This is a genomic window from Arthrobacter sp. SE2, from assembly GCF_058244265.1.
Genome location: NZ_JBZAYA010000001.1, coordinates 229,462 through 254,154, shown reverse-complemented (window position 1 = coordinate 254,154; position 24,693 = coordinate 229,462). Strand labels below are relative to the sequence as shown.

At 60.9% G+C, this 24,693-nt stretch carries 36 protein-coding genes; 5 read left to right on the top strand and 31 right to left on the bottom strand.

All coding sequences use genetic code 11. The annotated features are described in order from the left end of the window. Position 1 precedes the first annotated feature (1 nt). The 13 genes from AC4CS3_RS01285 to AC4CS3_RS01225 form a co-directional block, all read right to left on the bottom strand. Positions 2-1,312: a hypothetical protein gene (locus AC4CS3_RS01285; protein WP_490781871.1), complete on the bottom strand. Its 1,311-nt coding sequence runs from the start codon at positions 1,310-1,312 to the stop codon at positions 2-4. A 211-nt stretch (positions 1,313-1,523) separates the two neighbouring features. Then, the gene (locus tag AC4CS3_RS01280; RefSeq protein WP_490781870.1) at positions 1,524-1,913 is read right to left on the bottom strand and encodes a hypothetical protein; all 390 of its coding nucleotides are present in this window, start codon (positions 1,911-1,913) and stop codon (positions 1,524-1,526) included. 414 nt (positions 1,914-2,327) lie between these two features. Beyond that, positions 2,328-2,528 carry an HNH endonuclease gene (locus AC4CS3_RS01275; RefSeq protein ID WP_490781869.1) on the bottom strand — a complete coding sequence of 67 codons (201 nt, stop codon included), beginning with the start codon at positions 2,526-2,528 and terminating at the stop codon, positions 2,328-2,330. Between the two features lie 1,059 nt (positions 2,529-3,587). After that, positions 3,588-4,199: a hypothetical protein gene (locus AC4CS3_RS01270; protein WP_269997326.1), complete on the bottom strand. Its 612-nt coding sequence runs from the start codon at positions 4,197-4,199 to the stop codon at positions 3,588-3,590. Continuing rightward, positions 4,196-4,450 carry a hypothetical protein gene (locus AC4CS3_RS01265; RefSeq protein ID WP_269997324.1) on the bottom strand — a complete coding sequence of 85 codons (255 nt, stop codon included), beginning with the start codon at positions 4,448-4,450 and terminating at the stop codon, positions 4,196-4,198. Before AC4CS3_RS01265 ends, AC4CS3_RS01270 begins: the two co-directional genes overlap by 4 nt. Next, complete coding sequence (locus AC4CS3_RS01260; RefSeq protein WP_490781868.1) at positions 4,447-4,677, bottom strand: hypothetical protein; 231 nt, start codon at positions 4,675-4,677, stop codon at positions 4,447-4,449. Before AC4CS3_RS01260 ends, AC4CS3_RS01265 begins: the two co-directional genes overlap by 4 nt. Further along, positions 4,674-4,853 (bottom strand): hypothetical protein, encoded by a 180-nt coding sequence (locus tag AC4CS3_RS01255; protein ID WP_269997322.1) that lies wholly within the window; start codon positions 4,851-4,853, stop codon positions 4,674-4,676. Before AC4CS3_RS01255 ends, AC4CS3_RS01260 begins: the two co-directional genes overlap by 4 nt. After that, entirely contained in the window at positions 4,850-5,260 is a 411-nt protein-coding gene (locus AC4CS3_RS01250; protein ID WP_490781867.1) for a RusA family crossover junction endodeoxyribonuclease, read from the bottom strand. Before AC4CS3_RS01250 ends, AC4CS3_RS01255 begins: the two co-directional genes overlap by 4 nt. Next, positions 5,257-5,637 (bottom strand): hypothetical protein, encoded by a 381-nt coding sequence (locus AC4CS3_RS01245; protein ID WP_490781866.1) that lies wholly within the window; start codon positions 5,635-5,637, stop codon positions 5,257-5,259. Before AC4CS3_RS01245 ends, AC4CS3_RS01250 begins: the two co-directional genes overlap by 4 nt. Beyond that, complete coding sequence (locus AC4CS3_RS01240; RefSeq protein WP_490781865.1) at positions 5,634-5,915, bottom strand: hypothetical protein; 282 nt, start codon at positions 5,913-5,915, stop codon at positions 5,634-5,636. Before AC4CS3_RS01240 ends, AC4CS3_RS01245 begins: the two co-directional genes overlap by 4 nt. After that, positions 5,912-6,304, bottom strand: coding sequence for a hypothetical protein (locus AC4CS3_RS01235; protein ID WP_490781864.1), 393 nt, complete (start codon positions 6,302-6,304; stop codon positions 5,912-5,914). The genes AC4CS3_RS01240 and AC4CS3_RS01235 overlap by 4 nt, the downstream gene beginning before the upstream one ends. 211 nt (positions 6,305-6,515) lie before the next feature. Beyond that, positions 6,516-6,860, bottom strand: a complete 345-nt coding sequence (locus tag AC4CS3_RS01230) for a hypothetical protein (protein ID WP_490781863.1) — start codon at positions 6,858-6,860, stop codon at positions 6,516-6,518. Continuing rightward, positions 6,861-7,184: an HNH endonuclease gene (locus AC4CS3_RS01225; RefSeq protein ID WP_490781862.1), complete on the bottom strand. Its 324-nt coding sequence runs from the start codon at positions 7,182-7,184 to the stop codon at positions 6,861-6,863. 272 nt (positions 7,185-7,456) lie between these two features. Here AC4CS3_RS01225 and AC4CS3_RS01220 point away from each other — a divergent pair, with 272 nt between their 5' ends. Together AC4CS3_RS01220 and AC4CS3_RS01215 are read left to right on the top strand one after the other, a co-directional pair. Next, complete coding sequence (locus tag AC4CS3_RS01220) at positions 7,457-7,822, top strand: hypothetical protein (protein ID WP_490781861.1); 366 nt, start codon at positions 7,457-7,459, stop codon at positions 7,820-7,822. A gap of 112 nt (positions 7,823-7,934) precedes the next feature. Continuing rightward, a complete protein-coding gene (locus tag AC4CS3_RS01215; RefSeq protein ID WP_490781860.1) occupies positions 7,935-8,270 on the top strand; it encodes a hypothetical protein in 336 nt (111 codons plus the stop codon). 5 nt (positions 8,271-8,275) lie between these two features. Here the strand turns inward: AC4CS3_RS01215 and AC4CS3_RS01210 are convergent, their stop codons facing one another. The 3 genes from AC4CS3_RS01210 to dnaN all read right to left on the bottom strand — a co-directional run bounded on the left by AC4CS3_RS01210 (position 8,276) and on the right by dnaN (position 11,572). After that, entirely contained in the window at positions 8,276-10,024 is a 1,749-nt protein-coding gene (locus AC4CS3_RS01210; RefSeq protein WP_490781859.1) for a DNA cytosine methyltransferase, read from the bottom strand. Between the two features lie 124 nt (positions 10,025-10,148). Further along, positions 10,149-10,442 (bottom strand): hypothetical protein, encoded by a 294-nt coding sequence (locus tag AC4CS3_RS01205; protein ID WP_490781858.1) that lies wholly within the window; start codon positions 10,440-10,442, stop codon positions 10,149-10,151. Further along, the gene (gene dnaN, locus AC4CS3_RS01200) at positions 10,439-11,572 is read right to left on the bottom strand and encodes a DNA polymerase III subunit beta (RefSeq protein WP_490781857.1); all 1,134 of its coding nucleotides are present in this window, start codon (positions 11,570-11,572) and stop codon (positions 10,439-10,441) included. Before dnaN ends, AC4CS3_RS01205 begins: the two co-directional genes overlap by 4 nt. Before the next feature lie 295 nt (positions 11,573-11,867). Here dnaN and AC4CS3_RS01195 point away from each other — a divergent pair, with 295 nt between their 5' ends. Beyond that, complete coding sequence (locus tag AC4CS3_RS01195) at positions 11,868-12,341, top strand: hypothetical protein (protein WP_490781856.1); 474 nt, start codon at positions 11,868-11,870, stop codon at positions 12,339-12,341. A 12-nt stretch (positions 12,342-12,353) separates the two neighbouring features. Here AC4CS3_RS01195 and AC4CS3_RS01190 read toward each other — a convergent pair whose 3' ends face one another. The 12 genes from AC4CS3_RS01190 to AC4CS3_RS01135 form a co-directional block, all read right to left on the bottom strand. Further along, entirely contained in the window at positions 12,354-12,647 is a 294-nt protein-coding gene (locus AC4CS3_RS01190; protein WP_490781855.1) for a glutaredoxin family protein, read from the bottom strand. Positions 12,648-12,749: 102 nt separating this feature from the next. Further along, positions 12,750-13,967: an AAA family ATPase gene (locus tag AC4CS3_RS01185; protein WP_490781854.1), complete on the bottom strand. Its 1,218-nt coding sequence runs from the start codon at positions 13,965-13,967 to the stop codon at positions 12,750-12,752. 3 nt (positions 13,968-13,970) lie between these two features. Further along, entirely contained in the window at positions 13,971-14,801 is an 831-nt protein-coding gene (gene bet, locus AC4CS3_RS01180) for a phage recombination protein Bet (RefSeq protein ID WP_490781853.1), read from the bottom strand. Continuing rightward, on the bottom strand, positions 14,794-15,603 hold the full coding sequence (locus AC4CS3_RS01175; RefSeq protein WP_490781852.1) for a PD-(D/E)XK nuclease-like domain-containing protein: 810 nt from the start codon (positions 15,601-15,603) through the stop codon (positions 14,794-14,796). Before AC4CS3_RS01175 ends, bet begins: the two co-directional genes overlap by 8 nt. A gap of 67 nt (positions 15,604-15,670) precedes the next feature. After that, positions 15,671-16,273: a hypothetical protein gene (locus tag AC4CS3_RS01170; RefSeq protein ID WP_490781851.1), complete on the bottom strand. Its 603-nt coding sequence runs from the start codon at positions 16,271-16,273 to the stop codon at positions 15,671-15,673. Between the two features lie 664 nt (positions 16,274-16,937). Continuing rightward, entirely contained in the window at positions 16,938-17,231 is a 294-nt protein-coding gene (locus AC4CS3_RS01165) for a hypothetical protein (RefSeq protein ID WP_490781850.1), read from the bottom strand. A gap of 106 nt (positions 17,232-17,337) precedes the next feature. After that, positions 17,338-17,526 carry a hypothetical protein gene (locus AC4CS3_RS01160; protein WP_284763420.1) on the bottom strand — a complete coding sequence of 63 codons (189 nt, stop codon included), beginning with the start codon at positions 17,524-17,526 and terminating at the stop codon, positions 17,338-17,340. Further along, on the bottom strand, positions 17,523-17,798 hold the full coding sequence (locus tag AC4CS3_RS01155) for a hypothetical protein (protein ID WP_490781849.1): 276 nt from the start codon (positions 17,796-17,798) through the stop codon (positions 17,523-17,525). The genes AC4CS3_RS01160 and AC4CS3_RS01155 overlap by 4 nt, the downstream gene beginning before the upstream one ends. A 172-nt stretch (positions 17,799-17,970) precedes the next feature. Next, positions 17,971-18,390 carry a DUF6884 domain-containing protein gene (locus AC4CS3_RS01150; protein ID WP_490781848.1) on the bottom strand — a complete coding sequence of 140 codons (420 nt, stop codon included), beginning with the start codon at positions 18,388-18,390 and terminating at the stop codon, positions 17,971-17,973. Positions 18,391-18,451: 61 nt separating this feature from the next. Further along, on the bottom strand, positions 18,452-18,703 hold the full coding sequence (locus tag AC4CS3_RS01145; RefSeq protein ID WP_490781847.1) for a hypothetical protein: 252 nt from the start codon (positions 18,701-18,703) through the stop codon (positions 18,452-18,454). A 97-nt stretch (positions 18,704-18,800) separates the two neighbouring features. Beyond that, on the bottom strand, positions 18,801-18,977 hold the full coding sequence (locus AC4CS3_RS01140) for a hypothetical protein (RefSeq protein ID WP_490781846.1): 177 nt from the start codon (positions 18,975-18,977) through the stop codon (positions 18,801-18,803). Between the two features lie 50 nt (positions 18,978-19,027). After that, positions 19,028-19,282, bottom strand: coding sequence for a helix-turn-helix domain-containing protein (locus tag AC4CS3_RS01135; protein WP_490781845.1), 255 nt, complete (start codon positions 19,280-19,282; stop codon positions 19,028-19,030). A 139-nt stretch (positions 19,283-19,421) separates the two neighbouring features. Between AC4CS3_RS01135 and AC4CS3_RS01130 the strand changes: the two genes are divergently transcribed. Both AC4CS3_RS01130 and AC4CS3_RS01125 read left to right on the top strand, forming a co-directional pair. Continuing rightward, positions 19,422-19,664, top strand: a complete 243-nt coding sequence (locus AC4CS3_RS01130) for a helix-turn-helix domain-containing protein (RefSeq protein ID WP_490781844.1) — start codon at positions 19,422-19,424, stop codon at positions 19,662-19,664. Positions 19,665-20,126: 462 nt separating this feature from the next. Continuing rightward, positions 20,127-20,534: a hypothetical protein gene (locus tag AC4CS3_RS01125; RefSeq protein ID WP_490781843.1), complete on the top strand. Its 408-nt coding sequence runs from the start codon at positions 20,127-20,129 to the stop codon at positions 20,532-20,534. A 425-nt stretch (positions 20,535-20,959) separates the two neighbouring features. On the opposite strand, the gene AC4CS3_RS01120 is transcribed toward AC4CS3_RS01125, so the two are convergent. From AC4CS3_RS01120 to AC4CS3_RS01110, 3 genes are read right to left on the bottom strand one after another with little or no spacing between them, the layout of a single operon-like run. After that, positions 20,960-22,213, bottom strand: a complete 1,254-nt coding sequence (locus tag AC4CS3_RS01120; RefSeq protein ID WP_490781842.1) for a hypothetical protein — start codon at positions 22,211-22,213, stop codon at positions 20,960-20,962. Beyond that, complete coding sequence (locus AC4CS3_RS01115) at positions 22,203-22,958, bottom strand: TIGR03943 family putative permease subunit (RefSeq protein WP_490781841.1); 756 nt, start codon at positions 22,956-22,958, stop codon at positions 22,203-22,205. Before AC4CS3_RS01115 ends, AC4CS3_RS01120 begins: the two co-directional genes overlap by 11 nt. Continuing rightward, the gene (locus AC4CS3_RS01110) at positions 22,948-24,006 is read right to left on the bottom strand and encodes a permease (RefSeq protein ID WP_490781840.1); all 1,059 of its coding nucleotides are present in this window, start codon (positions 24,004-24,006) and stop codon (positions 22,948-22,950) included. Before AC4CS3_RS01110 ends, AC4CS3_RS01115 begins: the two co-directional genes overlap by 11 nt. Positions 24,007-24,693 lie beyond the last annotated feature (687 nt).

The following is a 24,693-nucleotide window of genomic DNA, read 5'->3' as shown; positions in this document are numbered from 1 at the left end:
CCTAACCAACAATTGCGTGCCTTTTCCTCACGGTCCCGGAACGGGGCCGCCTGGCGAACTTGACGGCGCCGAAATGGGCGCACGTAACGGAAACGATCGGAGACAGGTCGACATCAAGGCTCAGACGGTTCCACTTGAATGAGCCCGGACGGTTCTTGATCTGGTCCTGCACCGTGTTCTTCGCGGAAAGATCAAGATGCTCCTGCCCAAAGTGGGAGACCGCCGGATACTTCTCAACAGCCTCATGCAAACCGGCGCACGCCTGCGTGTACTCAGCGGCACCAAGGATGAACACCTTCATCCTCTTGGCCTTCAACGGTGCTTCGAGCAAGTCCCGGGCTGGCGAGAACGAATCGATGACGATCGGGAAACGCCGCTTCGCGCGCTCCCACAACCACTCAACAAGCGCCGTCGTGCCCCGCTCATCGAAGGGAGCGTCAGCGGCCAATTCAAGATGGATGTCGTCGCCTTCAGCGAAAGTCGAAACACCGATGCTCACCTTGGTTCGCTCCGGATTCATGTCCACGCCGTATGCGGCAACAGGCCACTCAGGATCCGGGTCATCAATCGCGCGGTCATCCCATTTAGTGAAAGCGCGCTTGCCTGCCTCGGTCGGCGTAGGCCACATGTTCAGCCGCTCGCGCGCAAAAGAGCGAGGCGAGAACTCATGAAGTTCATCCTGGACGGTCTCAACAAGTACACGAATGCCGAGGGCCGGGTTCGCGGCAGCCCAGTTCTTCGGATCCTGGACAAACGCAATAAGCGTTGCCTCATCCATCTGGTCGACGTCACCCTCAGGCGAATGCTCAATCCACGCTGCGCGCTTGTTCTTACCCAAGACGGCGTTATTCCGGACCCGCACGAACGGCTCGCCGCGCTCTGACAAATCCCGAGGCGGTGTGCCCATGAAGATCGTCACCGGATCGCCAGAAGGAGCGGCCGAGATCGTCGGCTTCAGAGCCTCCTGCTCGTCCTCTTCATACTCCTGAGCCTCGTCAACAACGAGGACATCGAAAGAGCTACCGCGGCCTGCGCCACCCGTTCGGGCGCCAAGCTCAATCAGGCCGCCGTTGTGTAGCTCGATTGCCTCTTGGCCGTTCGTCTTGCGGATCTCTTTGACGAGCGCATTCAGTTCAGGAAACTTCGCATGCGGGTCGTTGACCTTCGTCCCGAAGAAACTCATGAGGCGCTTGAACGCCTTGCGCGCAGACCCAAGCAAATGCGAGGTGTGCAGGATCTTTAGCCCGAGCACAACAAGCATGTACAGCTCGACGGCCTCAAGGCTGCCGTTCTTGCCATTCTGGCGAGGCACGGACAAACCCCAGGTGCCAGCACACCAGCGGCCCGTAGTCGTCGTCCGCAACCACGCTCGAACAACAGTTTCCTGCCACTCGTCCAGAGTCAGACCATATGCGCCAGCCAAATCAATCGCAGCCTCAGCGTGATCACAAGAATAGCCACGGGGCGCCGGGACAATATGGAGCCGTGGCGTCTGCGAACCCTTCAACCGACACCACCACCAGTCAGGCCTTCTTCAAACCCCGAGCCTTGATTCGATCAAGCGGGGTTACGTTCTCGGCGGCCGGCACAGGCTTTTGAGCGGCATCACCGCCCACAGCGAGCTTGGCCAGGATCATCGCGAGGGCCGTAGCATGCTGCCGGGCCTCCGAAAATACGTTCTGGAACTTCACCTCGACATTGATATCGAGCGAGTCGTCAGTGACCATCGAATCGATCACCCGAAATTGCATCAGGTTCAGAACGCCTTTGCCCTGAATGATGTTGTCCAGCTCGTCCAACCGATCGGCCAGGCGCGCGCACTCAAGCACGAGAGCGTTGCGCGCGACGTCATTGCCGGACATCGCTGCCCACAAGGCAATCCCACGCTCACCAAGGCCAGCAGGAACATCCATGGCAGGCCTCCTAGATGATCAGCCTGTCGGCGGGTGCTTTCCAGCCCAGATGCGAGCAAAAACCATAGCCACCACGAGAACCACGGATACCGCGACCAACACCCACGACACGACCGGATATCGCGCGCTACCGTCAGCCAGACTTACTAGCTGGGAACCCGCGATAAATGCATACAGGACGGAAAACCAGACCAACTGCAGCGTGGTTATCGGCCCCTTTTTCCAGGCGGCCATGGCCCAACCCTAGCCACAGTCCAAGAGCTTAGACAGACCTAGCCGAGGGCTCGGGGGGATATTTTCGCTAATGCCTGGGGTGCGAACGGGAGGCCCCCGGGGAGGGGTCCCTCCCCATACCCCGATACGGGGTTCCGGGATACGACTTTTCGTATCCACGGGTTATCCACAGGCTGTTGATTACCATCGGCGGCTGGTTTTGAGCGGTTTGGCTGCCATGACCGTTATTGCTTTGGGTGCAGCGCGGTTGCCTTTGGACTGATTGCACCTTCGACATATGACGATGACGTTTGATAGTTCGTCTCGTCCGCCCTTGGCATGCGGGATGATGTGGTCTGCTTCGGCACTGCATGGCGTGAGCCCGACGTCGTAGTCGAGCACAACTCCGCAGTGAGGGCAGCGCGTCTGACCATTGGCTCGGGCCAGCTTCTTGGCTTGGCGTGAGATGCGCTTCCATGTGGCCGTGCCTGTGCGTGAGGTAGCGATGACTTGCCTCCGTTAATTGCGGGGCCGGTCGGTGGGGTGGGATGATGCGCCAATGACTACAGATGACAGCGCAACGAAACCGTTCGTGAGATGCCCGGAAACCTTTCCAGTACTCGACGGGCCCGACGGCAAGGGCTTTGTCCAATGCCAGGCTGAGGTCAACCATGTTGGCCCCTGCGCCCCTGAGGGGACTCCGTATGACCCGGAGGAACGGAAGAGGTGGTACCTGAATTAAGCCCCTTGGTGTTTCCGGTGCGGCGGCAGGTAGGCGCCTTAGCAGGTGGAGAGAGCAAACACCCGGCTCCTACCTTGGTTCGCTTGCCGTTCGTGAGGCGGGGCGTGACTTTGACCGCCGCTACCGGAAAGGGGGAATGCCTGGATTCGAACCAGCGACCCCCGGCATGTTTGCCGGTCCCTCTAACCATCTGAGTTACATTCCCTTGTGGCCCGCGCTCATGGGGTTTGCGCGGGCCGGACGCTGCCTCTCGGCTGTGCCTCGATTCGGGGAGCCATTGTGGTTCCCGTGGGCTGGCAGGAATCGAACCTGACGCTATTTCGACCGGCCGCATGTTCCAGCGGTCAAGGCCAGCTAACTCGTTCACCCCTCCCGCAGCTCATGTTCTGCGGGCTATTCAGTTGTTGGTTCTTGTGCCAGGCCCGGGCTTGGCGCGCCTCGCCCGGGTCCGGCGTTGCAACGGTCACCAGCCGGTGCTCTTGCTTCCCGGTTCCCCGGGGAAGTGTGTGGCCGGCGCCTCGCGGCGAGCGGCGTGCGCGTGTCCCTGCGCGGGAGATAGGGCCTCCTTGGGGGTTTGGTACCTATCTAGGGGCATGAAAAAAGCCGGTCGCTTGGCGATCCGGCTTGGTTTTGGGTACGTCACTTACCCCTCAGTGAGTCACTTTAACGCACATCACGAACGATTACCAACAGCTACCGACACTCACCACAACTCACCATCAATCACTAGCGTCCACGAGTGCCTCTCGGCGTGTCGCGTACCAAGCGTCCAGGACCTCATGGGGGTTGTAGGTGGGTGAAGGCTTGGTTTCTACCGCTTTGAACTTGCCCCGGGCTACCCAATTTCGAATGTCCTTGCCAGTGAGGCTGATGTGGGCGTTTTCTCGTAGCCAGGGCACGAGTTTGCGGGTTGGCATTGGTGGTGCGATGCCTTTGATGCGCTCGCGGTTGGCAGCATGGTTGACGGGCGGTTCCTCGGGTCCACTGACGAGCAGTTCGGCTTTGGTGACCCAGTCTCGGATCATCCATGCGATGCCGGATGCGCGAGGGTCCTTTGCGTGTTCTGATGCCAGAGTCTTGTTGACTGTCCGAAGGTTCTCTTGGAGTTGCAGCGCGTCGAGGTTGATTGGCGCCGCGCTGCCGGGCTTGCTTCCGCTGTTCCATCCGCCACCGGCGGGCCTCACGTTGTCGAGTTTCGCGATGGTGACGCTTAGGGCGGCGATGAGGACGGGCACTTTGTCGAGCCAGGCTTTCAGGTCCCGGACGCATTGCGTGCAGAGGTAGGTGCTTGTCCAGTTCGCGCAGTCTTCCGTGGTGCATTCGTTGCTCAAGCCTGATCTCGCCTTTCTTCGGGTTGGGTCACCTGGCGGACTTGGAAGGCCTTGGTGGCGAGGATGAGGATCCGTTCTCCGTCGTCGGAGTCGGTGGTGTAGTTCCAGAAGCCGATGCGTCCGGCTTCGTAGAAGTAGATTTCGTGGGCGCTGATCTGTTGCTCGCCGGCGTCGGGGTAGGTCCGGTACGCGAAGTGGCGCAGCTTGCGTGGCGACGCCGGCTCGGCGGTGATCTTGTCGTAGAGGCTCAATCGAGGCCCAGCCCTTCCGCGATCTGATCCCAGATCTTTTTGGCATCTCCGATGGTCGCCGCGTGGGGAGCGGCAGCGATGAGGTTGGCGGTTCGATGCTCGGACGCGAGAGCCAGTGTGGCTTGCACTTGGGCGAGTGCCGCCATGTTCGCTTGGTGCTCACTGCGCATTTCGTTACCTTTTGAGGCGACCTGGAAGAGCGCCTCGGCATTCTTGAAGTTGCTCACCGGCTGCCTCCGGCTTCGAGTTTCTGGATTTGCATGCGGAATCCGGTGGTGACTTTGACGGGTGTGCGCGGGTCGATGTCGTGGTTGAGGGCGTTTTGGGCGAATGCGAAGACGTCGCCGACGGTCATGCCGATCTTCTTGTCGTCGGCGGCGTGTTCGATCTTGATGTTGCTCATGGCTGCTCCTGGGTGATGGTGATGTCGAGTCCGCTTAGGTTTTCGGCCCAGACTTTGCGGATGTTCCAGTGGACGATTCGGGCGTCGTCTTTGATGACTTTGGATTTGGTGAGGGCGTCGCCTACCGCTCTTTGGAGTTTGTCGAGGTCTGGCGTGCCGGCGGGTACGTCCGGGTACTTAGTTGTGCGGGGTTTGGGTAACCGGATCTCGCCGCTTACGGACACTGGCCCGTCGATGGTCGCCCAGTGCATCCCGGCGGCGGCTCGGGCTGCCCCTTCGACGGCGGCGCGCCAGGCGGGCAGCTTCTCATCCATCTCGACCAAGACGATCTTCCGTCCACGCTTGAACGCTTTCTTGCTGCCCTGCGAGGCGGGCAGACCGTAGGCGACGACGCGCAGCGAAGTCATCGGCCGCCCCACTTTCGCCGGTCCCGACGCAGCGTGGGGTCGCGTGGGATGTTCGGTGGCAGCGGGATCTGCGCGAAGCTCATTGCCTCTAAGGCATCAAGTGCAGACTTAGCCTCGGGGAGCTGCGCGTATTTTGCCGCAACGGCTGCGCTTTCTCGTTCGACAGCCGCCTTCGAGGCGTAACCGGACCCGAATGCCGCAATGATTGGCGCGAAGGCAGCCGTCAAGCCGGAGCCCAGCAATGCCGCGAAGTGCCCGAAGCCTCGTTCGTGCCGATGGCATGCTTCGATGGCCCGGAACTGGTCGGGGTGCGTCAGTCGGACTTCGCATGCTCCGCAGGTGTACGTCCATCGGGCTTTGCCTTCTTTGCGGATCACAGCGTTTTCTCCTTGCGGTCGTGGATGTTTCGTACGGGTTGCTGGCCTTCGATGTCGTTGAGCATTTCGTGGAGGTGTGCCGGTTCGGCGAGGATCAGTTCGTGGGGTCCGAACCATGCGCCGCCTGTGATGAGCGGCCATGCTCGATCGCCTGGGTTTCCTTGGACGCGGAATGGGTATCGCTGGGCTTCGTTGATGGCTGTGATGGTTCCAGCGGCGTCGAAGTGGCGGCAGGGTGTGGCGATGACGCGGCCAGTGTCGCCCAGTTTGAATTTCATTCGTCCTCCTGAACGTCAGAAGCCGCCTCTTCTGAGACGGCTTCGTGGTGTTTTCCGATGTGGGTTTGTGGGCGGATCCCGGCTTTGACGTCCGCCCAGCATGATCTGCATGTGTGGCCGTCTTGGCCGATGTGGTCTTCGCACGGCGGGGGCTTGGGTAGCTGGCGACGGGCGGCTTCCGGCCAGTGCGGCCCGGGGTGGAAGATCGGCGCGGGCGTCTGGCATGTGGCTTCCATTGCCTTGGTGGTTGCGGCGATGGTCAGGGCGCCCAGGCTTGGGACGTCGCGGTGCTTGTCGATGAGTGACACCAGCGAGGCGACGGGCCAGTCTGGTCGGATCTCGTGGAGCAAGTAGGCGACGGCCCGCCCTTGCTGGTCTGTGATGATCAAATTGGGATTCCTTTCAAGCCAAAAGTCCCGAACCCGCGCATCACCTAAGGTGACGATTGGTTGGAAACTCTTTTCATCACTTCTTTGAAAAGCACCTCAAACTCAAAGGCGAGAGAGCCCACACGAGGTGAGTATTAAGTACTTGGTCTTGGTCTTGGTCTTGGGCATTGTTCCGGACGCGTTCCGTCTCGCCCTTTGTCCCGCGGGACATTCAGCGTTCCACTGCCGTTCCGGTTCTGTTCCTCCGCCATTCCGCCTTGCGCTCCCGAGCCTTTGCCTTGTCGGCTTCGACTTGGCTCTTGGTGCGCTGGTATTCCTCCCAAGACAGGAATTGGTAGTCATCGCCAGCGCATTCCCAGAGGCCCACCTTGATGAGCTTCTGTGCGAGTTGCTTACCCTTTGGCCATGACTCCACATACCAGGCCGGCACGAGCCCGTCCGTCAGGTAGTCCGTGCAGTAGGTGCCGGCAAGTAGCCATAGGCCCATCGCTTCCAGACCAGCAGCCCGTGACTTCGGGTGGCCGTGCATTTTGTCATCCGCGTTGAACCAAGCCATCTACCTTCCACCTTTGCTCTTATGGCACCGAAGGCAGAGGGTTCGCAGGTTTTCTGGCAGGTTGCTCCCTCCGTCCGCATAGCGAATGATGTGGTCCACCTCGAACGGGCTGCCAGCCCCGCACTGAATGCATGCCCTATCCCGCTCGACGACCTTCCTCCGCGTCGCCTTCGACAGTGGCTTAGTCCGCACGATGTTGCCGCCGTCGGTTATACGGTAGAGGTTGTTTCCGTCAGGGCCCTTGAGCTTCAGGAGGGAAGACTCACGGGAGGTCATGGCTTTCAATTCGCGGACGCGAATTGCCTTCCAGACGTCGATGGGCATGGATCCGTCATAGGGTGGCAAGATTTCCAACAGTCCACCTCCCACGGGCCTTGATCCGCCCGTATTGCCTGGTCATTGATTCGTCCTTTCTCTGCTGGTCGGTAGCTGCTTGGTCATGTCCCGAAAGAATCCCGGGATGAAGTTGATAGGGCGTGGTGATGCGACTTGATTAGAACCTCTGGCTAACCGGGCCGATCTCCCTGTCGATAGAAGTCTTGGACTCCCGCAAAAGTGGCCAAACGTCGCCGCCGGGAGCCCTTAGAGGGGGAACTATGAACTCAGATCACTGGAATGCGCTTTCGACTCTCATTGCAACGGCAGTGGTTCTTTTGGGCAGTTATCTGCAGATGATGACTAGGGCATCAGACTTCAAGGAAAAGCAACAACAGAGTGGCAGGTCTCTGACCCGTTTGGCTGACATCATCAATGACCGCGCCAGCATCACCGTCGCCGTAGGAGCAGGCCTTGCTTATTGTTTCGCCGCAGGGACCTTCGTTTGGGTATGGGGTTTCGGGTTCGACGCGCCCGCGCTTAGCATCCTGATCTTCGGGGCAATCGCCGTTCTATTCTTGATAACGCTCTACTACGCGCTGCGGGTTTGGAAAATCCGCGACGGCGTCAGGATGCCGACTCCTTAGTAGTGCGTGTGTCGAGAAATAGCATTCTCACGCGGCCACGCCGAGCGATTCGGCCGCGATCATGCCGAGGTGGCGGCCGGCGGGTGTCAGTGCCTGTGTGTATGCTCCGGCCATGACTATTGATGTGAACGCGGCCGGTTTGCTCGCCCAGGTGATTCCGGCTCTCCTGGTATTCCTTGCGTTGGAGGATCGGCTTTCTCCTTCCCTTATTCCGGGCCAGAAGTGGCGCAAGAGACTCATGGGTTGGCGGGAATTCGCCGTCGTGGCCAATCTCATTTCCCTGGGCTTGTGCCTAGGTATCGTGGTCACGAAGGCTGAGAACTTTGTTTTCACCCTCCTTATCGCCGCAAGCGTGTTGTTCCTCCTGGTTGTCTTGGCCTTGCTCTTTGCCGGCATGTTTGGCAGGGAGGACGAGACCGTCACACCGCAGGTGGACGCGACGACGTAACCTGTTCACGCCGCCACCAGCGTTCCGGCGCCCGCCAGGGAGAGGGCCGCAACGATGAACAGGTCGCGCGCAGCGGGCGGGGTCACAGCATTACCGGCCTGCTTCACTTGCTCGCGCTTGTTGCCCGTCATGATGTAGGTCTTGGGGAACGCCATGCCCGCGCTGATCTCGTACGGTTCGAGCATCCGGAATTCGCAGTCCTCGATGTCGGGGACGGTCCATTCAGTAACAGCGTGGTGTTGGCCGCCTGCGCTGAAAGTACCGAACGGATCCGTGGTGGGTGCGTTCGATGCGGCCAGGTGCTCGGGCGATGTCCCGCGCATGGTGGTGACCATGGCGAACCGGTCAGTCGTGCTGATCGTCGGGATTGCCTTGGATACGGGGTGCATCTGTCCGTTGCCGTAGTACTCCATGAGAAGGTGCGCTCCGGGCGCCGCGAGCAACGACTCGTGCATTCCACCGCCGACGAGAGTCCTCAGAGGTGAGAATGCCGTTGCAGTTCGCGACGCATCTGATCCGCTGACATTGTTGACGATCAGCGGCGGCATAACGACGGCATTGGCGTCCCGAGTGGTGAGAGCCCGCATGGGATCCGACAATGGCCGGGCATCATCGTTCCAAGTCCCGCCAGCTGGCACGAGGAGGCCTGTTTCGTTACGGGTGGTCTGCGTCCGCAGGACGTCGCCGACAGGGGCGGCCTGCTTTCCTTCGCGACCTTCGACCGGCACGAGCAGCGACCGGGTGTAGCTGGTCGTCTGCGTCTGGAACGGCTCGGCGTGGACGGGGCTGATGATCTCGGCGCCGCGCACGGCATCGATGCTGACTGCCTTTCCGTGGTAGCGCTTGAGCCCGGCGGCGATCCTGGCCATTGTCTTGGGCACGAGCGGCTTGGTGCGGTCGCCGATGCGCTGCCCGCGGAGCTTCCAATCGATCGCGGACGCGGCAGGCAGCCATCCCGGCTCGATGATGGCGTTTCGGCACTTGATGTTCGGGCACGGATAGACGTATTGCGCTTTGTAGCGGCCCCAACGGTAGTTCGGGTTCTTCCAAGACTGAACGCAGCGCACCATCTCGTCGCACGTGGCGCAGTGAGCCAGTGGCATGAGCAGGTCGAAGTTCGGTCGGGGGTTGCCTTTGAGCCAGAACATGACGTACATCCGGTCCCTCGACTGTGGCGCGGGGAGGCCGCCAAGCTGGGCGTGCATGCTGTTCATATAGACGATGTGGTGCTCGTAGCCAAGGGACTTCATGGCGAGCAACCAGGCATCGAACATGACCCATTTGGCGGCATCGACCACGTTCTCGGTGATGATGAGCTTGTACTTGTGCCATTCGGCGAACCGGGGCACGTCCCACATGGTGGCCCGGGACCGGTCGGCGGCTTCGTCAGCGATGGAATCCCCAAACAGGTCAGCTTGGTTGGTTATCCGCTTTTTGCCCTTTGCTACGGAGTGGTTGGTGCACTCCGGAGATGCCCAGAGAATGTCAGAGGTTGCGATGTATCTGGGGTCGGTGATCTGAATGTCAGCGCAGACGTGATCCGTCTTGGGGTGGTTGGCGTTGTGCGTCTCAATGGCACGGGCCCAGTGGTTCATGGCCGTCTTGATTGTCACGCCCGGAACCTCGAGCGCACCTGTGGATGATCCGCCGGCGCCACAGAACATGTCCGTCGCGGTCAGCTCGTTGTTGGCCTGCTGCATGAAGTCTTGCAGGTCGGCCAGGATGTCTTGGCGCTCATGGAGTGCTGTGCTCATGATGGGTCCTTCTCTGCCAAGGCTTGCTTGGTCTTCTCGATGATTGGTGGCTGCTTGGTCTCGAGTTCGTGAGGGCCCAGCAGCTCGAAAATGTCTGTCTGGCCTTCCAAGATCTCGTCCAATGTCAGCCGCCGGAGCTGTGTCGGTATCCGCGGCGAGTAGCTCGCACGGCGGGTGCTTCGATGACGATGACGTGGAGCGCGCCGCCGGATCCCGGGACGCGCCGGCCGTCCGCGATGCATGCCCGCGGCGGCCCGACGATGGTCGCGTTGTGGCGGTGGGCGACGTTGGGCAGGTCACCGATCGCCTGCAGGATCAGTTCCGCGTCCGTGGTGGCGGTGCCAGTGCCCTCGACAACGGGCCAGATTCCACGGAATGTATGCGTCGGCACGGCCGCTGGCTTCTTGCGGGCGCTCATTGAGGCATCCGTACGGGCATGATGAGGTGTTTGGGCGACCTCGGGTCGTTGGCCTCAACGCCAGCGGGCGAGAAGAGGAACGGCTTCGGCGCGGTCGTGTAGGAGATCCGCACCTTATCGCCGGTCAGCTGCTGCAGCGTCTCCACGAGATAGCGGGGGTTGAAGGCGCACTTCATTTCCTCGTTGAGTCCGGCCACAAATTCGCCGACGGCCACCGGGGCTCGGGAAGGGCCGAAGAGCCCGTAGTCGAAAGTCACTTCGGCGCCGCCTTCAAACATGCGGACGATGCACGGCGAGAACCGCTCTCCCATCCGTTCGGCTACCTTGGCCGCCTCGAGGAGAGCGGCGCGGTCACCCTCGAATGAAGCCGTCACGTCAGCGGGGAACAGGGTCTTGATCTTGGGGTAGTCGCCGTCAACGTTCATCGACGTGAACGTGGCGTGTTCGGTCTCGATACTGATGCGGTTGTCGCTCAGTCCGATCACGACGTCGACTCCTGTGAGGAAGCGGTCCAGAGCTTTGATGGCGCGGACTTTGAACAGGAACGCTGCGCTGCCCTCCCCCTGGCCGTCGACGTGATCATAGGCCAGCCGGTATCGGTCGGTTGCGAGCAGCTCCATGGCGCCATCGTTGATTTCGATCCGGACGGCTTCGAGGATCGGAAGGGTCTCATCCTTTGACGCGGCGACGGATACGCGGCGAAGCGCAGCCCGCAACTCTCCTGCTGGGATCGCAGTGAAGGTGGACGGCGAGATGCTGGGGATCTCCGGGTAGTCGGCGACTGGCATCGCCTCGGCGTGGAGCTCGTAACCGGATGCCGAGACGGTGACCTTCTTGCCGTCCAGGGCGACGGCGACGGGCGCAGTTTTCGTCTTGCCCGTCGTGGTGCGGATGGCATCGAGCAACCACCGGTAGATGACGAGGAACGGGGTGCCTTCACCCTCGGCCTCGGCCACCGTGGTGATGCATGACGTCTCGAAGTCGTACGCGGACAGAGCCCCGGTCGCGGGGTCGATGTGGACGCTGTATAAGACAGGCACAGCTTTCTTCCCGGACATCGCCGGGGCGAGCCGGTTGAGGGCTGCGATCCAGTCCTTAGCCTGCGCGGTGATTACTTGCTTGCTGCTCATTACTTGCTCCTCGAATTTGGGTACAAAAAAGGCCGCTTTGCAGCGGCTTTGGGGTTCGGTGCGCGTGTCTCGCGCATGACGTTGTTGACGGCTTGGCCGCCGGTGGGGTCGCGGTAGGTCAAATTGGAAGCGGCCCGCTCCTCTTCGGAATGAGCCGCTTTGTGGTGGTCGCAGTTGTGGTTGGTTGCGCACACCCCAGATGGGGTGCGGCATAACCAACAGCAGGGATCTTTCAAACGGGGTCCTTTCAGGCGTAGGCTGTGGCTGTTTTCGCGCCACAAGAGAGGGGACAGTCATGGCGGAATTGAGCGCATCTGAGCGCGACAAGATGGTTCTAGACCTGATTTTTCGGCTGATGGATGAGACCGGATCGGAGTTGGTTAATCGCGACAGTCTGATGGCGCAAGTCGACGGACTCGGCGCCGAGAAGGTCATGGAGTCGGTGCAGGTCCTAACCGAGAACGGTCAAATCAAGCGCGACCTGTTTTTCGGCGGCAACTGGGTAATTACGGCGATGTTGGACCACGAGCTGTTGACCAGGTACGAATCGAAAGGAATTGACGTCGGGGCAGAGCAGAAGCGCCTATTGCGCGAGATCGTCGAGCACGGATCTGTGCCGAGGCTTGACGGCGTCCCTGAAGTCCTAATGCGGTCGATGGTCCGGACGTTCCTCGGCCACCGTTATATAGAGGGGCATTTGGGTCACGGCTCCAGCTTCATTGGCACCGCGACCGCCACTGGGCGACGCTGGCTCGAGGAGCAGGGCTAAGGATGTACTCGCTCATGCGGCATCGGCTCGTTTGGTGATGTGCTGCTCGATCTTGGGGACGTCCAAGCCGTACCAGTGCACGTCCCCTTCGATGGTGGAGACGTAGACGACGGGTGCGCCTGAGTAGCCGAGGGTTTCCTTCACGAAGTGCAGTGCGGCGGGGTCTTTGGTGACGTCTACCTGGTCGTAGTAGATGTCGGCGGCGTCTAGCTTGCGCTTTGTCATGCGGCAGGGCTGGCAGTTCGGTTTGGTGTAAATAACGACCGCGGCCGCTTCGAGCTGCTGGATATTCTGTGCGTGGTTCATGGGTTCCTTCGGATGTGCGGCGCCCGGCAGGGGGTCCGGGCGCCGCGGGCATGAAAAAAGGCCCTCAGTGGGGCCTTGGGTTTTGGTTGTACAGGTGTGCGGTTATGCCACTTGCCCGTCTTCGATAACAATCCCGCGGCCGTCGCCGTCGCCAACCATTTCGATCCACACTTGGAAGTCGTGCTCGCGGGCGATGGATTCCACCAGCGCCAGGTTGTCAGAGTCGAGCAAGGAACCGTCGGCGATGCGAATGACACGCAGCTTCGGGTTGAGTGCGATTGCCATGGCTAGGGAGACGCGGAGTTGTTCGGCACCGGATGCTTGCTTGAACGGCATGCCACGGTAGGTCACGCCCGTCTCATCGAATCCGAGGTCATCGATTGGGAAGACCGCTGCGGCGAGCCCGTCAGCCTTCTGCTTGTCGATCTCGGCGATCGCTTCCGTGAGCTCGGCGGCGTCCTGTTCTGCAATGGTCAGATCAGCGCGCACCTTCTCGCCTACCTTGTAGTGGCGTACCTCGATGTTGATGTGCTCGGCATTGTCGATTTGTGCCTGGATGACTTCGAGGTCTGGCAGTTCGATGCCCTCCCATTTGCCGTATTCCTTGCTGGCGGCTGCCAGCGCCCGCTCCGCAGATTCCAGCTCGGCCCGGACTCGGAGAACGTATTCGGCAGCGGCATCAAAGTTGTTCCGCATTCGGACCTTTGCAAGGTGGTCGGCCTGGCCAGCGTTGTACTGCAACAGGAGCTGAGAGACGCTCACTTCCTCGTCGGGTAGGTCGGCCGGCCGGGAGATGTAGTCGGCGGCGCGAGATGTGAGTTCCTTGACCTTGCGGTTGGCGTCGGTGCGGCGCTCGAACAGTTCCTTGCGCTCGGCGGCCAGCTGGTCAGGGTCGAACGGAAGGCTAACGAGATCCAGCAGCGTGGCCAACTGGTCTTTGTCGGAGAGCTGCGTGAATGCCAGCGGGTCGAGTGACAGCCTGCCGAGCAGGTCATCAAGCTTCGCCTGGCCCTTGGGGTGCACGGCGCCGTCAGGAGACTTGACCGTGAGGGTCGATCCGGAGGCAGTGAATTTGCGGGTAACGATCAGGTCTTCCGTTTCGAGGACGATCTCGGCACGGTCCTCGCCGTCACGGATCGGCTTCGGCGTGGTCTTCCCGTTCACGCCACCCAGGGCCGCAGTGATGCTGTCGAGGATGGACGTCTTGCCCTGCCCATTCTTCCCGGCGACGATGACAAGGTTGCCGTCCGGATCCGGGACGATCTCAACTGCCTTCAGCCTTTTATAGTTGGTGGACTCGAGGCGGATGATCTTGCTCATTGGCTATGCTCCTGCTTTGGATCGGATGTAGGTGAGAGTGTCTTGGTCGGCGCCGCCTTGCTCGGCTTCCGAGTAAATGGCCCGGAGCTCTGGTTCATTGCCCGCGGCCTTGTCAGCTTCGGACCGCCAGTCGCGCTTCTCGTCAAGGTCTTGCACGGACTCTTCCTGAAGCAGACGCAACGTGCTTGACGGTTCGGGCGTGCGCTCCGGGTTGTCTGCCTGGTGCATCTCGGCATCCACGTACACTCCGGATAGGTCCTGGGGGAAGGCTTTGCGGAGGGCCGCGGCCTCAGCGCATTTCGATAGCTGGTTGGCGGCCATCTTCTTCCACATACTGTTCGGACCCATTTCGCCGGAGGCGTAGTCCTTGGCGAGCTGTACGTATTCGCGGTAGGTGGCAACTGCCGTGAAGGTGTCGCCGTCGCGGCTGACGGTTACCTTCGCTGCGGCCGGCGGCGCCTGCCCCAGCCACACATCGCGCCAGGCGCCGTCTTCGCCGCACCAGAGCGTTTCTTCGATGCCGTACTTGTGGCCGGCACGGTCGGCGGCCCGACGGGCAATGAGCCGGTATCCATCGATGCCGGTCTGGATCGTGTATTTGGTGACGAACTGGCCGTTCTCCTTGGCCTTCCGGCCGATCATGTAGATCTGCTTGGCGAAAGGGTCAAGGCCGGTGCGAGTGCATTGGTGGAAGAACAGGCCGAGGTCTGACTCGGTTGCCTGGTCGAGGCCGAGGGACTTCAACACTGTGATCTGTTGCTGCGTCCAGAATGTCTGCTCGCCTTGAACGGCAAGCACGCTGTTGCCGCCGCGGGTTGCTATCTCGCTACTCATTGATCATTTCCATTTCGTCTAGTTCGCACTGCGCCCAGCGGGGCAGCGATGCGGTTGTGAACTGTGGGTAGCCTGGCCATCGGTCGGCGGCCACGCATTCGCGGTAGATCCGCTTGGCGCGGTCGAGCTGGTAGCGGCCGCGGTCCATGTCGGCCTCGGTCAGCTCGGTGATGCTCACAAGGTAGGGAGGGGACTTCTCGACGTTGACGAAGACGAACTTCACGTCCTCGCCCGTGGCCGCCTTGATGAGGTCGATGTAGTGCGGGGCGCTCATGAAGTAGCCGAAGTTGAACGCGGTCTTGCCGAACTCGTTGGGGTCGGCGTCGGCCGTCGTCTTCAGATCGGCCACCAGTCCGGGCTTCCAAGCGTCCGGCCGGCACTTGAGCATCTGCCCGTCTTCTTTCCAGAACACGGAATCCTCGGCGCGATGGCCTGTGAACGCGTTACGGGCCAGCGGGTGCGCCATTACTGAGTCACGCATAGCCTTGACTTGCGCCATCTCCTTAGGCAAAAGGGCGATCTTGCCCGCGGCCCGTGCGTCAGCTTTCGCAACCTGTGAGGCCTTCAGCTTCCAGTCATTCGCCTCCACGATGACCAGCTTCGACGTGTCCTCTTCGAGGATCAGGCTGTGCGCCGCCGTGCCAATATCGAAAGCATCCTTGTGGACAGGGTGTTCCTTTTCCCACTTGTAATGGGCCGGGGTGCGGAGTGCCAGCGTCTTGAGGCTTGTACTTCCGAGCGCCGGATCGGCGTGATAGTCCTCGTTACTGACTCCGGCGTATATCCCGGGTTCGTAGGTCATTGCTCTCCTTGGTTTTGGGCATGAAAAAAGGACCCCATGGGGTCCTTTGATTGGTGAGGGTGTTTCGCTATGACGCGATTGTGAGTCGAATCCGGTCAATGAGTTCTGCGGTTTGCCGGATGGACCTGGCTACCTCCATGATGTGGATTTGGGTCGACGCCTGAAGTGCGCCGCGTGAAAACTCGTCGAGCGACCTCCACGCCTTCAGTTGATGAGCGTTTGCGTGAAACAAGTAACCATTGATGGCGATTTCTGCAGCCTCGGCGTGCGAGCGAAGACTCAGCGAGTTGACGCCACCTGAGCTGGTAAGAACTTGGTGGCCGTCTCCCGACTTCCACTGACTGATTCCCGCCCTGATGGAGTCAACCTCTTCACGTACGTGGCCATAGCGGCGGGAAATCGAATTTAGGATCCTAGAGATGAACACTGGCTCACCATCAAGGAGCGCAAGCTTCCGTACGAACATCGCGAGCTGCATCCATGAGGCTTCTTCAGGCCCAGTCCACTCGTACTCAGTGAGGGACATGTTGGTGAACGACAGCGTTAGCCGCACCGGTCGGGGGTCGGTCACCAAAGGATGCTTGATTACGTCTTGGGCCAAATAGTGGAAAGCATCGATCGCTTCCTCCGAGGTAGTGAACTTTTCCTCTGCTAATTTTTTTCGGGCCATTCGTGGATTGTACGTGCTGAGGATTCTTCCGCAGCCGTTTACGGGAAGTTCACCAGGTTTCTACGCGAATCGCCGTTTCTGTCCACCGGAAAAGTTTTAGGACGGGCGTAGGTTATATCCACGCAGCCAACAAACTGCTGTAGGCGCCTCGTGTCCTAGGAAAACAGTCGAGGCGCCTACGAATCAACAATGGACGGAGATCCGCCGTGTTGGGCTTACTGTATGCATGGGGGTTGCCTGAGTGCAATACCCCACGCCGCAGCATACCAACGTGGCGGATCCGGTCTGGAACGGAATACGACCATGACACACGGAAAACACGAACCTGCCCGTTGTAGGGAATGCGGGAGGTACCGCAGGCCCCCTAACTATGCATCGTTGGCCATCACGCTCTTTCGCGTTGGCCTGCCGATCTTGATGGATCACCTCACTAAGAAGTGATTAAGACCGGCCCACCGTTCAAGTCTTTCTAGGTGGGCCGGCATCTTCTCCTGATGGGGAATGTTCATCGCTCTGAAAGCTCAGCGTGGGCATGAAAAAGGCCCCTCGTGGGGGCCGTGGTCATCTGGTGCAGCCGCAGCGGCTGGCGGCGTCGGTTTGCTCGTCGTGGTTGACGGCGTTGCACCGGTCCGTGTGGTGGTGGCCGCACTTCGGGCAGTACGGGTTACCCACCGGACCCCCTTTCAGGGTTGAAGATGTCTTGGAGCTGGGCCGGGGGCATGGCGCGGAACTTCGCGATGGGCCTGTAGTTGCGCTCCGGGTCGAGACCGTAGTTCGGTAATTCGATCGGCCGGGTAGCTGTCGGGATGATTACGGCACGGGCAGCAGCGACCTTGTTGGCGGCGATGATGACGCGGCGAGCCTCCATGACCGTGATGTTGTGCTCGCGCGCTTTCTCGAACACTTCGGTCGGCGTCGGGTTCGTCACCGGGTTACGGGCCATCAACTCGGCGGTCATCGCGTTTCCCAAATGATGTGGTGGCGGCCGGGGAGAACGTGCGGGATGAGGTCAGCGAGTCGACGGCCAAGCGTCCAACGGTTGGCGCGGCGGGGTGTGGGGGTCATTAGAATCCGTATTCCTTTCGGGCAGCGTCCGCATCATCAGCGGCGCGGGTGTCACGCTCGGCGTCGAGCAGGTCGTAGTCGATGTCCTCGGGTTCCTCAAGCAGCCGGTCATGGCGCATGGCGGCAGGGATCATGGTTGCGGCGCCAACGATGGTGGCGGCGAACACGAGAAACTGAAGACCGTTCATTGGGTTCCTTCTCTCTTGGTTTTGCGGGCCCATGTTCGGGTCACGCCGTGCTTGCGGGACTTGCTGGTCGAGGTCTGGTAGCCGACGGCTTGGATAAGGCCTTCCTTGCGGGCAGCGATGAGAGCTTTGCCTGGCCAGTTCTTGTGCGCCGGGGGCCGCATTTCGCGGCGGAGGTCGTCGGCCGAGAACACTTCGTGCGCGAGGGAGATCGCGTCGATCGTCGCGACGGCGTCGTCAATCCAGTTGTTGTCCTCGAGGGCTGCGGCCTTCATTGCCGGGGCTCGTCTTTCCACGACCGGCCACAATCGCACCCGTGGTGCTTGAGTCCGGCGTCCAGATGCCAATCAGCAGCCGAACAGATGCACACGTGGGCCGCTTCCAGATCGTTTCCGGCGACCGTTCCGCAGAGCTTCACTTTCTCGCCGCGTGGCACAGACCATTTCGTCATGCCGCCTCATTTAGCCGACTGGTCAGGTATCCGAGCTGCTGGCCGATACCTAGTCCCTTCATGGGGATTTCAAACGGCCACTGGCAGGGCCGCAGCACCCCCTGATACCGGGCGCCGGCGAGAGCGACGAGCGTTACGCCGGGAACTTCGGCTAGTTCGGCGGCCAGCTGCGTACGCACGCGGTCGGCCCACAGTTGGTCATTGGAACCCAATGTCATGTCGTAGGGCTCAATGAGCTCGTTTGGGTGGAGCAGGCAATGCTTGGCGCTCAGGATGTACCAGCGGTCGCAAGTAGCCTCGGCGTATGCGGAGGCTTTGCGGAACAACTGGGATGTATACATTTCACGAGCAGGCGCCGGCCGTTCGAGCTTGGTGGCTGCGCAACCGACTAGGCCGACCCGGTACTGTGCGCTCATGCGCAACTCACCGCCGTTTCGCGTAGGACGGTGTGGATGTCGGTGTACTCGTCGTGGGCGTTCATGCGGCCAACCTCCGTGCCGCGTTGGCTTCGTTCTGGGCGGCGCGTTCGGCGAGGACGTTCTCGACGGCGGTTTCCCCGGTGGGATCTTGGTGCAGGAGGAAGAAGACGTCGAGATCGACCGGGCCGCGCTCGTCGTGCAGCTTCTGCATGCGACGTGCAGTCTTCTTCATCTCGGAAAATGTGGCGGTGATGCCGTGCTTTGCGTTGTAGGTGGCGAGTTTGGACAGGTAATCGGTGTTTTTGGGCATAGCAAATAGACCCTTCTTCTCGCAAAGAACACGAGAGTGATGGTTTAGTGCGGGGGAGTGGTGCCCAGATGTGGGCGAAGGTGAAGCGGTGGCCTAATTAGGCGAAGGGGTCGTGCTGTTGTTCTTCGGTGGCGGCGTCGGCGGCTTTGGTGCGCTCGCGGACCCATTCAATGAGGCGGACGACGTCGTCCTGGTGGAGCATTATTCGGCGGTTGCTGAGCCGGGTGTTGATGCCTGATTCGCGGCAGTAGCGCCGCAGTTCTGTCTTCGTCATCCCCAACTCTGGGGCGACTTCCTCCGGTGTCCGGAAAATTGGAGTGGTCATTAGGCTGCGGCCCCGATTAGCGCTTCCGGCAGGAGCGCTGAGGGCTCGACGTGGATAGCTGCGGCTATCTTGCTGAACTCTAGGAAGGTCAAGCTGCGGCCGCCTTTGAGGCTGCGGCGTAGGGTCGGATAGCTGATGCCGGTCTCTTCACTGAGTGCCCGGACGTTCATGTTCTTGACGATCAGAGCGTTGGTGATCCGCTCGGCAATCTGGGTGTCTGTGGCGTCGTTTGCGCCGTTCTCTGCGGTAGCCATACGACAACCATAAGTAGTCAAACGGCTAATTGCAAGTATCGCCCAAGTGGTTGCCTGCGTGTCGTTCGAGTACTCAAACGGCATATTCGATTAGTCAAACGGTTGCAAAGGTTGTTGCTGGGCAATTAAGATTGCTCACATGACAACTTACGGCGAGAGTCTAGAGGCAGCGCTCTCAACTCAGATCAAGGTCGAGCTCGTGGAGCGCGGGATGGACCAAAAGGGCTTGGCCGACAAGGTTGGCATCAATCGGGTGACGATGAGTCACTATATGACTGGCAAGCGCAGTATGCCGATGCCAACCTTCTTCAAAGTTGCCGAGGCCCTGGGGCTTACTGCTCGGGTTCTGATGGAGCGCGCTGAGGCTCGAATCTCCCAATAAGTGACGACGCCACGACGCCGGCTATAGCCGCAGCGTCTCCAAGATCCCTGATCGTTCGGATCGCAAACGTCACTCCGTGCAGCACTTCACCCGTCATTGATGTTCCCCATTTGTTCGAATATATGTTCTAGTCACGACCTTAGCTGAAGCGCCTGACAAAGTCCCATACACAACGTTGCTGGACGTTCCCTGAGGTCTCTTTCGCTTCGGCTGCTTGAAGCACAGCCGCAAAGGCCGCGGGCCTTGCCCCCAAGGACTCCGCCGGAGTAGTCGCCAGACATGGAATAGGGCCCTCTTGTATTAGCTGATCCGGCTCAAGTAAGGCACTAGTCGGCTAGCAGCTCCTGTAGGGAAACGGGTAGCGGCCACTCGATACGCGCCTGTTCTAGAGGTCCTAAAGTGATCGGGCTCCAGCCGCGCGTTTGAGTCGCGGTCGATCCAAACTTAGACCTGGAGGTCACCATGCGTGTTTTAGCTCCCGCTGTCCCAATCGCTGCGGCAGTTCTCCTGCTCTCGGCAACTGCCGCCGGTGCAGCACCGGCGCAACCCTCTCGGGACTTCGTCGTCACTGGCGCTACCAACGACTGCAACGGCGATCAGGTTCATCTAGAGGGAACGATGCACGTCGTCGACAAGACAAGTGCCGACGGCAGCCTTACCACCCACGTTTCCGTCCACCTGAAGGGGACTGCGGAGTCGGGAACAAATTACGTAGCCAATGAGTCCGAGACCTTCACTTTCGGAAGCACATATCAGGAGCTCGACGTCAGGTATGAACTGGTGAGCCAAGGCTCGCAGCCGAACCTGTACGGGACCATCCACGCCGATAGCGCGGGCGGGACTACGATCGTGAACCTCTGCCGAGGGTAGGAGCGGCGCGCCGGCCAAGGTGAAGGTGGGCACTATTCAAGCCGCGGATATGCCCCGGCGAATCGGGAGGTGGGAACCGTTCAAGCCGGCCGTGACATGCAACCCATGCTCAAGGTGAGGGTGGGGCTCATTTGTTGGGCGGATCGCCTTCGAATCTTGTTGGCGTCGCCAACATGACCTAGAACAACCTAGATTCGACCTAGGCAAAAACAGCGGAATCTAGGGGAACCTAGACACGACTGACTCTAAGAAATGTGTCAGATGGGGTTTTCAATTCCCCCCATCTCCACTTTTTGTGATGAGTCGAGACATCCTTCATGGATGAGTCGGGTCATCGGTAACACCCCGGTCTTCGGACCGGGGTGTTTTTCTTTGTCCGGGTGCGGACCATCAGACCTCCGGAGCCAGCCGTTGCCCGGGTTCGCTCAACGGCACCAGCTCGGGAGGAAGCCGGGAACGCTTTTGAGGACGGTACCCGATTTCAGGTCCACGAGGTCGGTCCGCATGGGGGAAGGTTCGGGGAGGACGGGGTATTGGTCCCCGACGTATTTCGGGGCCGCTGTCTCAACGGCGAGGTAGTCGCGGGACGGAGATACGCACATGTCCAGGATGCGGGACCATTCGGCGGCCGGCTGGTAGAGCACACGCGAGCCGTTCTTGTCGGCGAGGTTGATGACGGAGGCCTCATTTCCGGCGTCGTACTTTCTCACTACCTGCGCATACAGGCCGGAAGCGTCGAGGACCACGGGCTGGCTCGCGTAGGTGCCGACCCCGGTGGCAGCATCGCGCGCGAAAGTGTGGGTAAGGGTCAGCGTCGTGAGTGTGCCGGTGGTGAGGTTGATGGTCGAGTACCGTGGCGGGTCTATGCCCTTTTTCAGCCCTGCGTCGGCGACGGCGAGTTCGTCGGTGCCGGGGACGAATCCGAGGATCCCGGCATGCGCGCCCAGCGGCGACACTTTGCCGGTTTCCAGCGCATCAATGATGAACATGGACTGGTCGTCGGTTTGCGCCACCAACGTGGCCCCGCCCGGGAAAAAGCGCCAGTCCGCGGCCGAGACCGGACCGTTGATCCCCTGGATGGCCCGCGGGGCCGAGGACGGATTGTCGACGTCGTACACGAAGAGTGATTTCCAGTACTGGCCGGTGCCCGAAGAAGCGGTGAAAGTGAAGCCAATGAGGTGCTTGGATCCTGCCGCGTGAAGGTTCGCCACTGTCCCTAGGCCCGGCAACGGAACGAGTGTGGGCGGGCCACCGGTGAGGGGGACGATCTCGAGCGAGCTGGTGTTGTCATCGTTGAGGGTTACAACGGCAAGGGCGGAGGGAAGGGCGGCATATTCCTGGATGCGGGGAGCGCTGACAATGACCGTGCCCTGGTCACTGGCGGTGAGGCTTGTGCCGAGGATGGTGTCCGGCTTCTTTCGCCCTGTGTTGTCTTTGCCGGTGTCCCTCTGCAGCGTGTAGAGGCCGGATTCCGCGGGTGCGGAGGAGTTGGCCAAGACCGAGGTGTTGGGGTGCGGAAGCTTCGAAAGATTCGCAGCGGTCAGTGCGCCGGCGAGCAGGGCGAGGATCGCGATAGTGCCGTAGAGGCGCCGGGCAAAACGGCGTCCGGCCAGGAACTCTGCCGCGGACGCAATCGCCGCAGCCCGCTTGGCTGAGACGGGACGGCGCTTAGTAGACATAGGGCTGTGCCGGCTGTGTGGTGGGCTTGATGGAGTCCGGTATCAGGACGATTGCCTCGCGACTGGCCGTGTTGGGGTTGGCGCGAAAGCTGCTGGTGACCGTGACCCAGCTGTCGGCTTTGTATTCGTTTTGCCACCCGGGGTGATAAACGGGAACGCCAATCGGCTGGGCATCAACGGCGCAGCAGGTCACCACAAAACGGGTCACGAAAAAGACGTTTGGATCTGTCTTGTCCGCACTGATGAACCCGGTCACGGTGGCAGTCTTGTCGGCAAAAAAGTCCTGCCCAGCGCCGGACCGAAGCAATGATGCCCAGTCCCTCACCGTGAACGCGGAGTAGTCTCCCTTGCCCGGCAGCGCGGGTGCTTTCAGGGTGAGGGCGGATGCTGAGCCGTTGAGGTCCCGCTGTGCGACAGTGGCAGTAGTAAGGGTCGACGGCGGCAGGATCAGCAAGGCGACGACGGCGGCGATGATGGTCAGGACACTCCCGAACGGCCACAGCCAGCCCCATCGCGAACCGGCCTCATCGCCGTGCTCGTGCCCGTCGTGGGTAGTGGGAGCAAAGGCGAAGGCCGCCAGGGCAAGCACTCCTGCGATCACGGCCATGATGACCGTGAACACGAAATACCGTGGATGGATATACAAGGCAAGCTGCCCTGACAAGCCCAGCCAGACCGTCGCGATGAGGCCGATCAGGCTGAGGACCACGCCCTGCCAGCGGCCCACGAGCCGCCTAATGACCATAGTTGACCGCCAATCCGAGGACCGCGGCGCAAAGCGCCACCAGCAAGCTGAGCTGAAGGAGGGTCTTCGCAGTGAACGTGGTGCGCATCAGGGCGAGCATTTTCACGTCAATCATGGGCCCGAAGACGAGGAAAGCCACGATGCCTCCGGGCATGAAGGTTGCTCCGAACGACAGGATAAAGAAGGCATCCACGTTTGAGCAGATCGCAACGACGAAGGCCAGCAACATCAACGCCAGGACAGACCAGACCGGGTTGCTGCCCAGGGCCACCAGCACTTCCCGGGAAACCGCAACCTGGATCAGCCCCGCCATGCCTGCACCAACAAACAGGGCAGGCATCATTGCACGCGTCTCCTGCGAGAACATCTGCACGCTGCGCCTCACCCGGCCGGCAGCGCCGTCGTGGTGGTCTGCCAGCGAACACGTCTCCTGGAACCGTGCGGTCAGCAGCTCCCCGGGCCGCGGATGCCGGCTGTAGATCCAACCGACAAGGTTGGCGATGAAGAAACCGCCCAGGACGCGGGAGGCCAGGATGCCGTTGTCCCACCCAAACGCCTGCGCGGTGGTGACGATGGTGACGGGGTTCAGGATGGGTGCCGCGAACAGGAAGGTCATCGATTCCGCAACCGTGAGGCCGTTGACCACCAGACCACGCGCCAGCGGAACATTGCCGCACTCGCAAACAGGCAGCAGCATTCCTAGGAGCGAGAGGACCAGCCTCCGCAACACCGGGCTCCGGGGCAGGCAGCGGAGTAGCAGGCCCTCCGGCAGCCAGACCTGGACGGCGATAGAGAGGACAATCCCGAGGAAAACGAACGGCAGGGACTCGATGACAACGCTGATCGACAGCGTGGCAAAGTCGCGGGCGGCGTTGGGAAGCGCAAAGACCTCCGGCGTGGATGGTGCCAGCACCCGCACAACTGCGAACAGTGCAACGAGGGCTAGCCCGACGATGAGACCGGCGGCAGACTTCGACCTGAAAGCGCGGGACGGGCTTTCACGCTCGCCTTCCGGCTGTTCGCGTTTGTCGACCGCAGGTAGCGTCACAGTCACTCCTTACTCCTCGGACCCGGTCGGGGACGCCGGAAGGGGCCGCGAAAACCGACTGTACACGTCGGTCACCTTCGCGACTAGCCTCTCAGCCCAACCGGTTTTCGCGCCGGGAATCCCTCCGCTGCTCGCTGAGCGGGACACCCGGAAGAAATCGAGTGCACGGTCCAAAAGACAGGTAGCGGACACTCAAGCAGCTGGGTGGGAACGACAGTATTTTGGTGAGGGTCGACCACCTGTGGGTGTGGGTGGCGGGCACCCGGGCCGTCCTAGTGGTGCGGACTCCGGGCTGCAGGCTCGTCATCCGAGCTGTCGAGGTTGTCCGTGGGACTCCCGGGTTCCCGGTCGCGATGTTTTGCGACGCGTTTGATATCAACCAGCCTGCGCCGCCGGTGGCCAAAGACCATCACAACGGCTACCAATGCCGCTCCGACAAGGACCATTACGACCCATATCCATTGTTGCCCGTCCACGTTCTCCCCAATCTCAGCCCGTCGGCTGGGTCCGGCATTGTGCTGCGAAAGGCCCTCGCCCCGTCTGCCTGGGCTGGGAGGGCGGGCCTGTTAAGGAGTCGGTCTTTCTCCTGATCGTTTGCGTAGGCGATGCACCGACCCCGGTTCTTGAAAAGCCGGTAGTCCATTCAGCAAGCCCCCTTGCTTCTTTGGCTGCGGCCCCTCGCCAGTC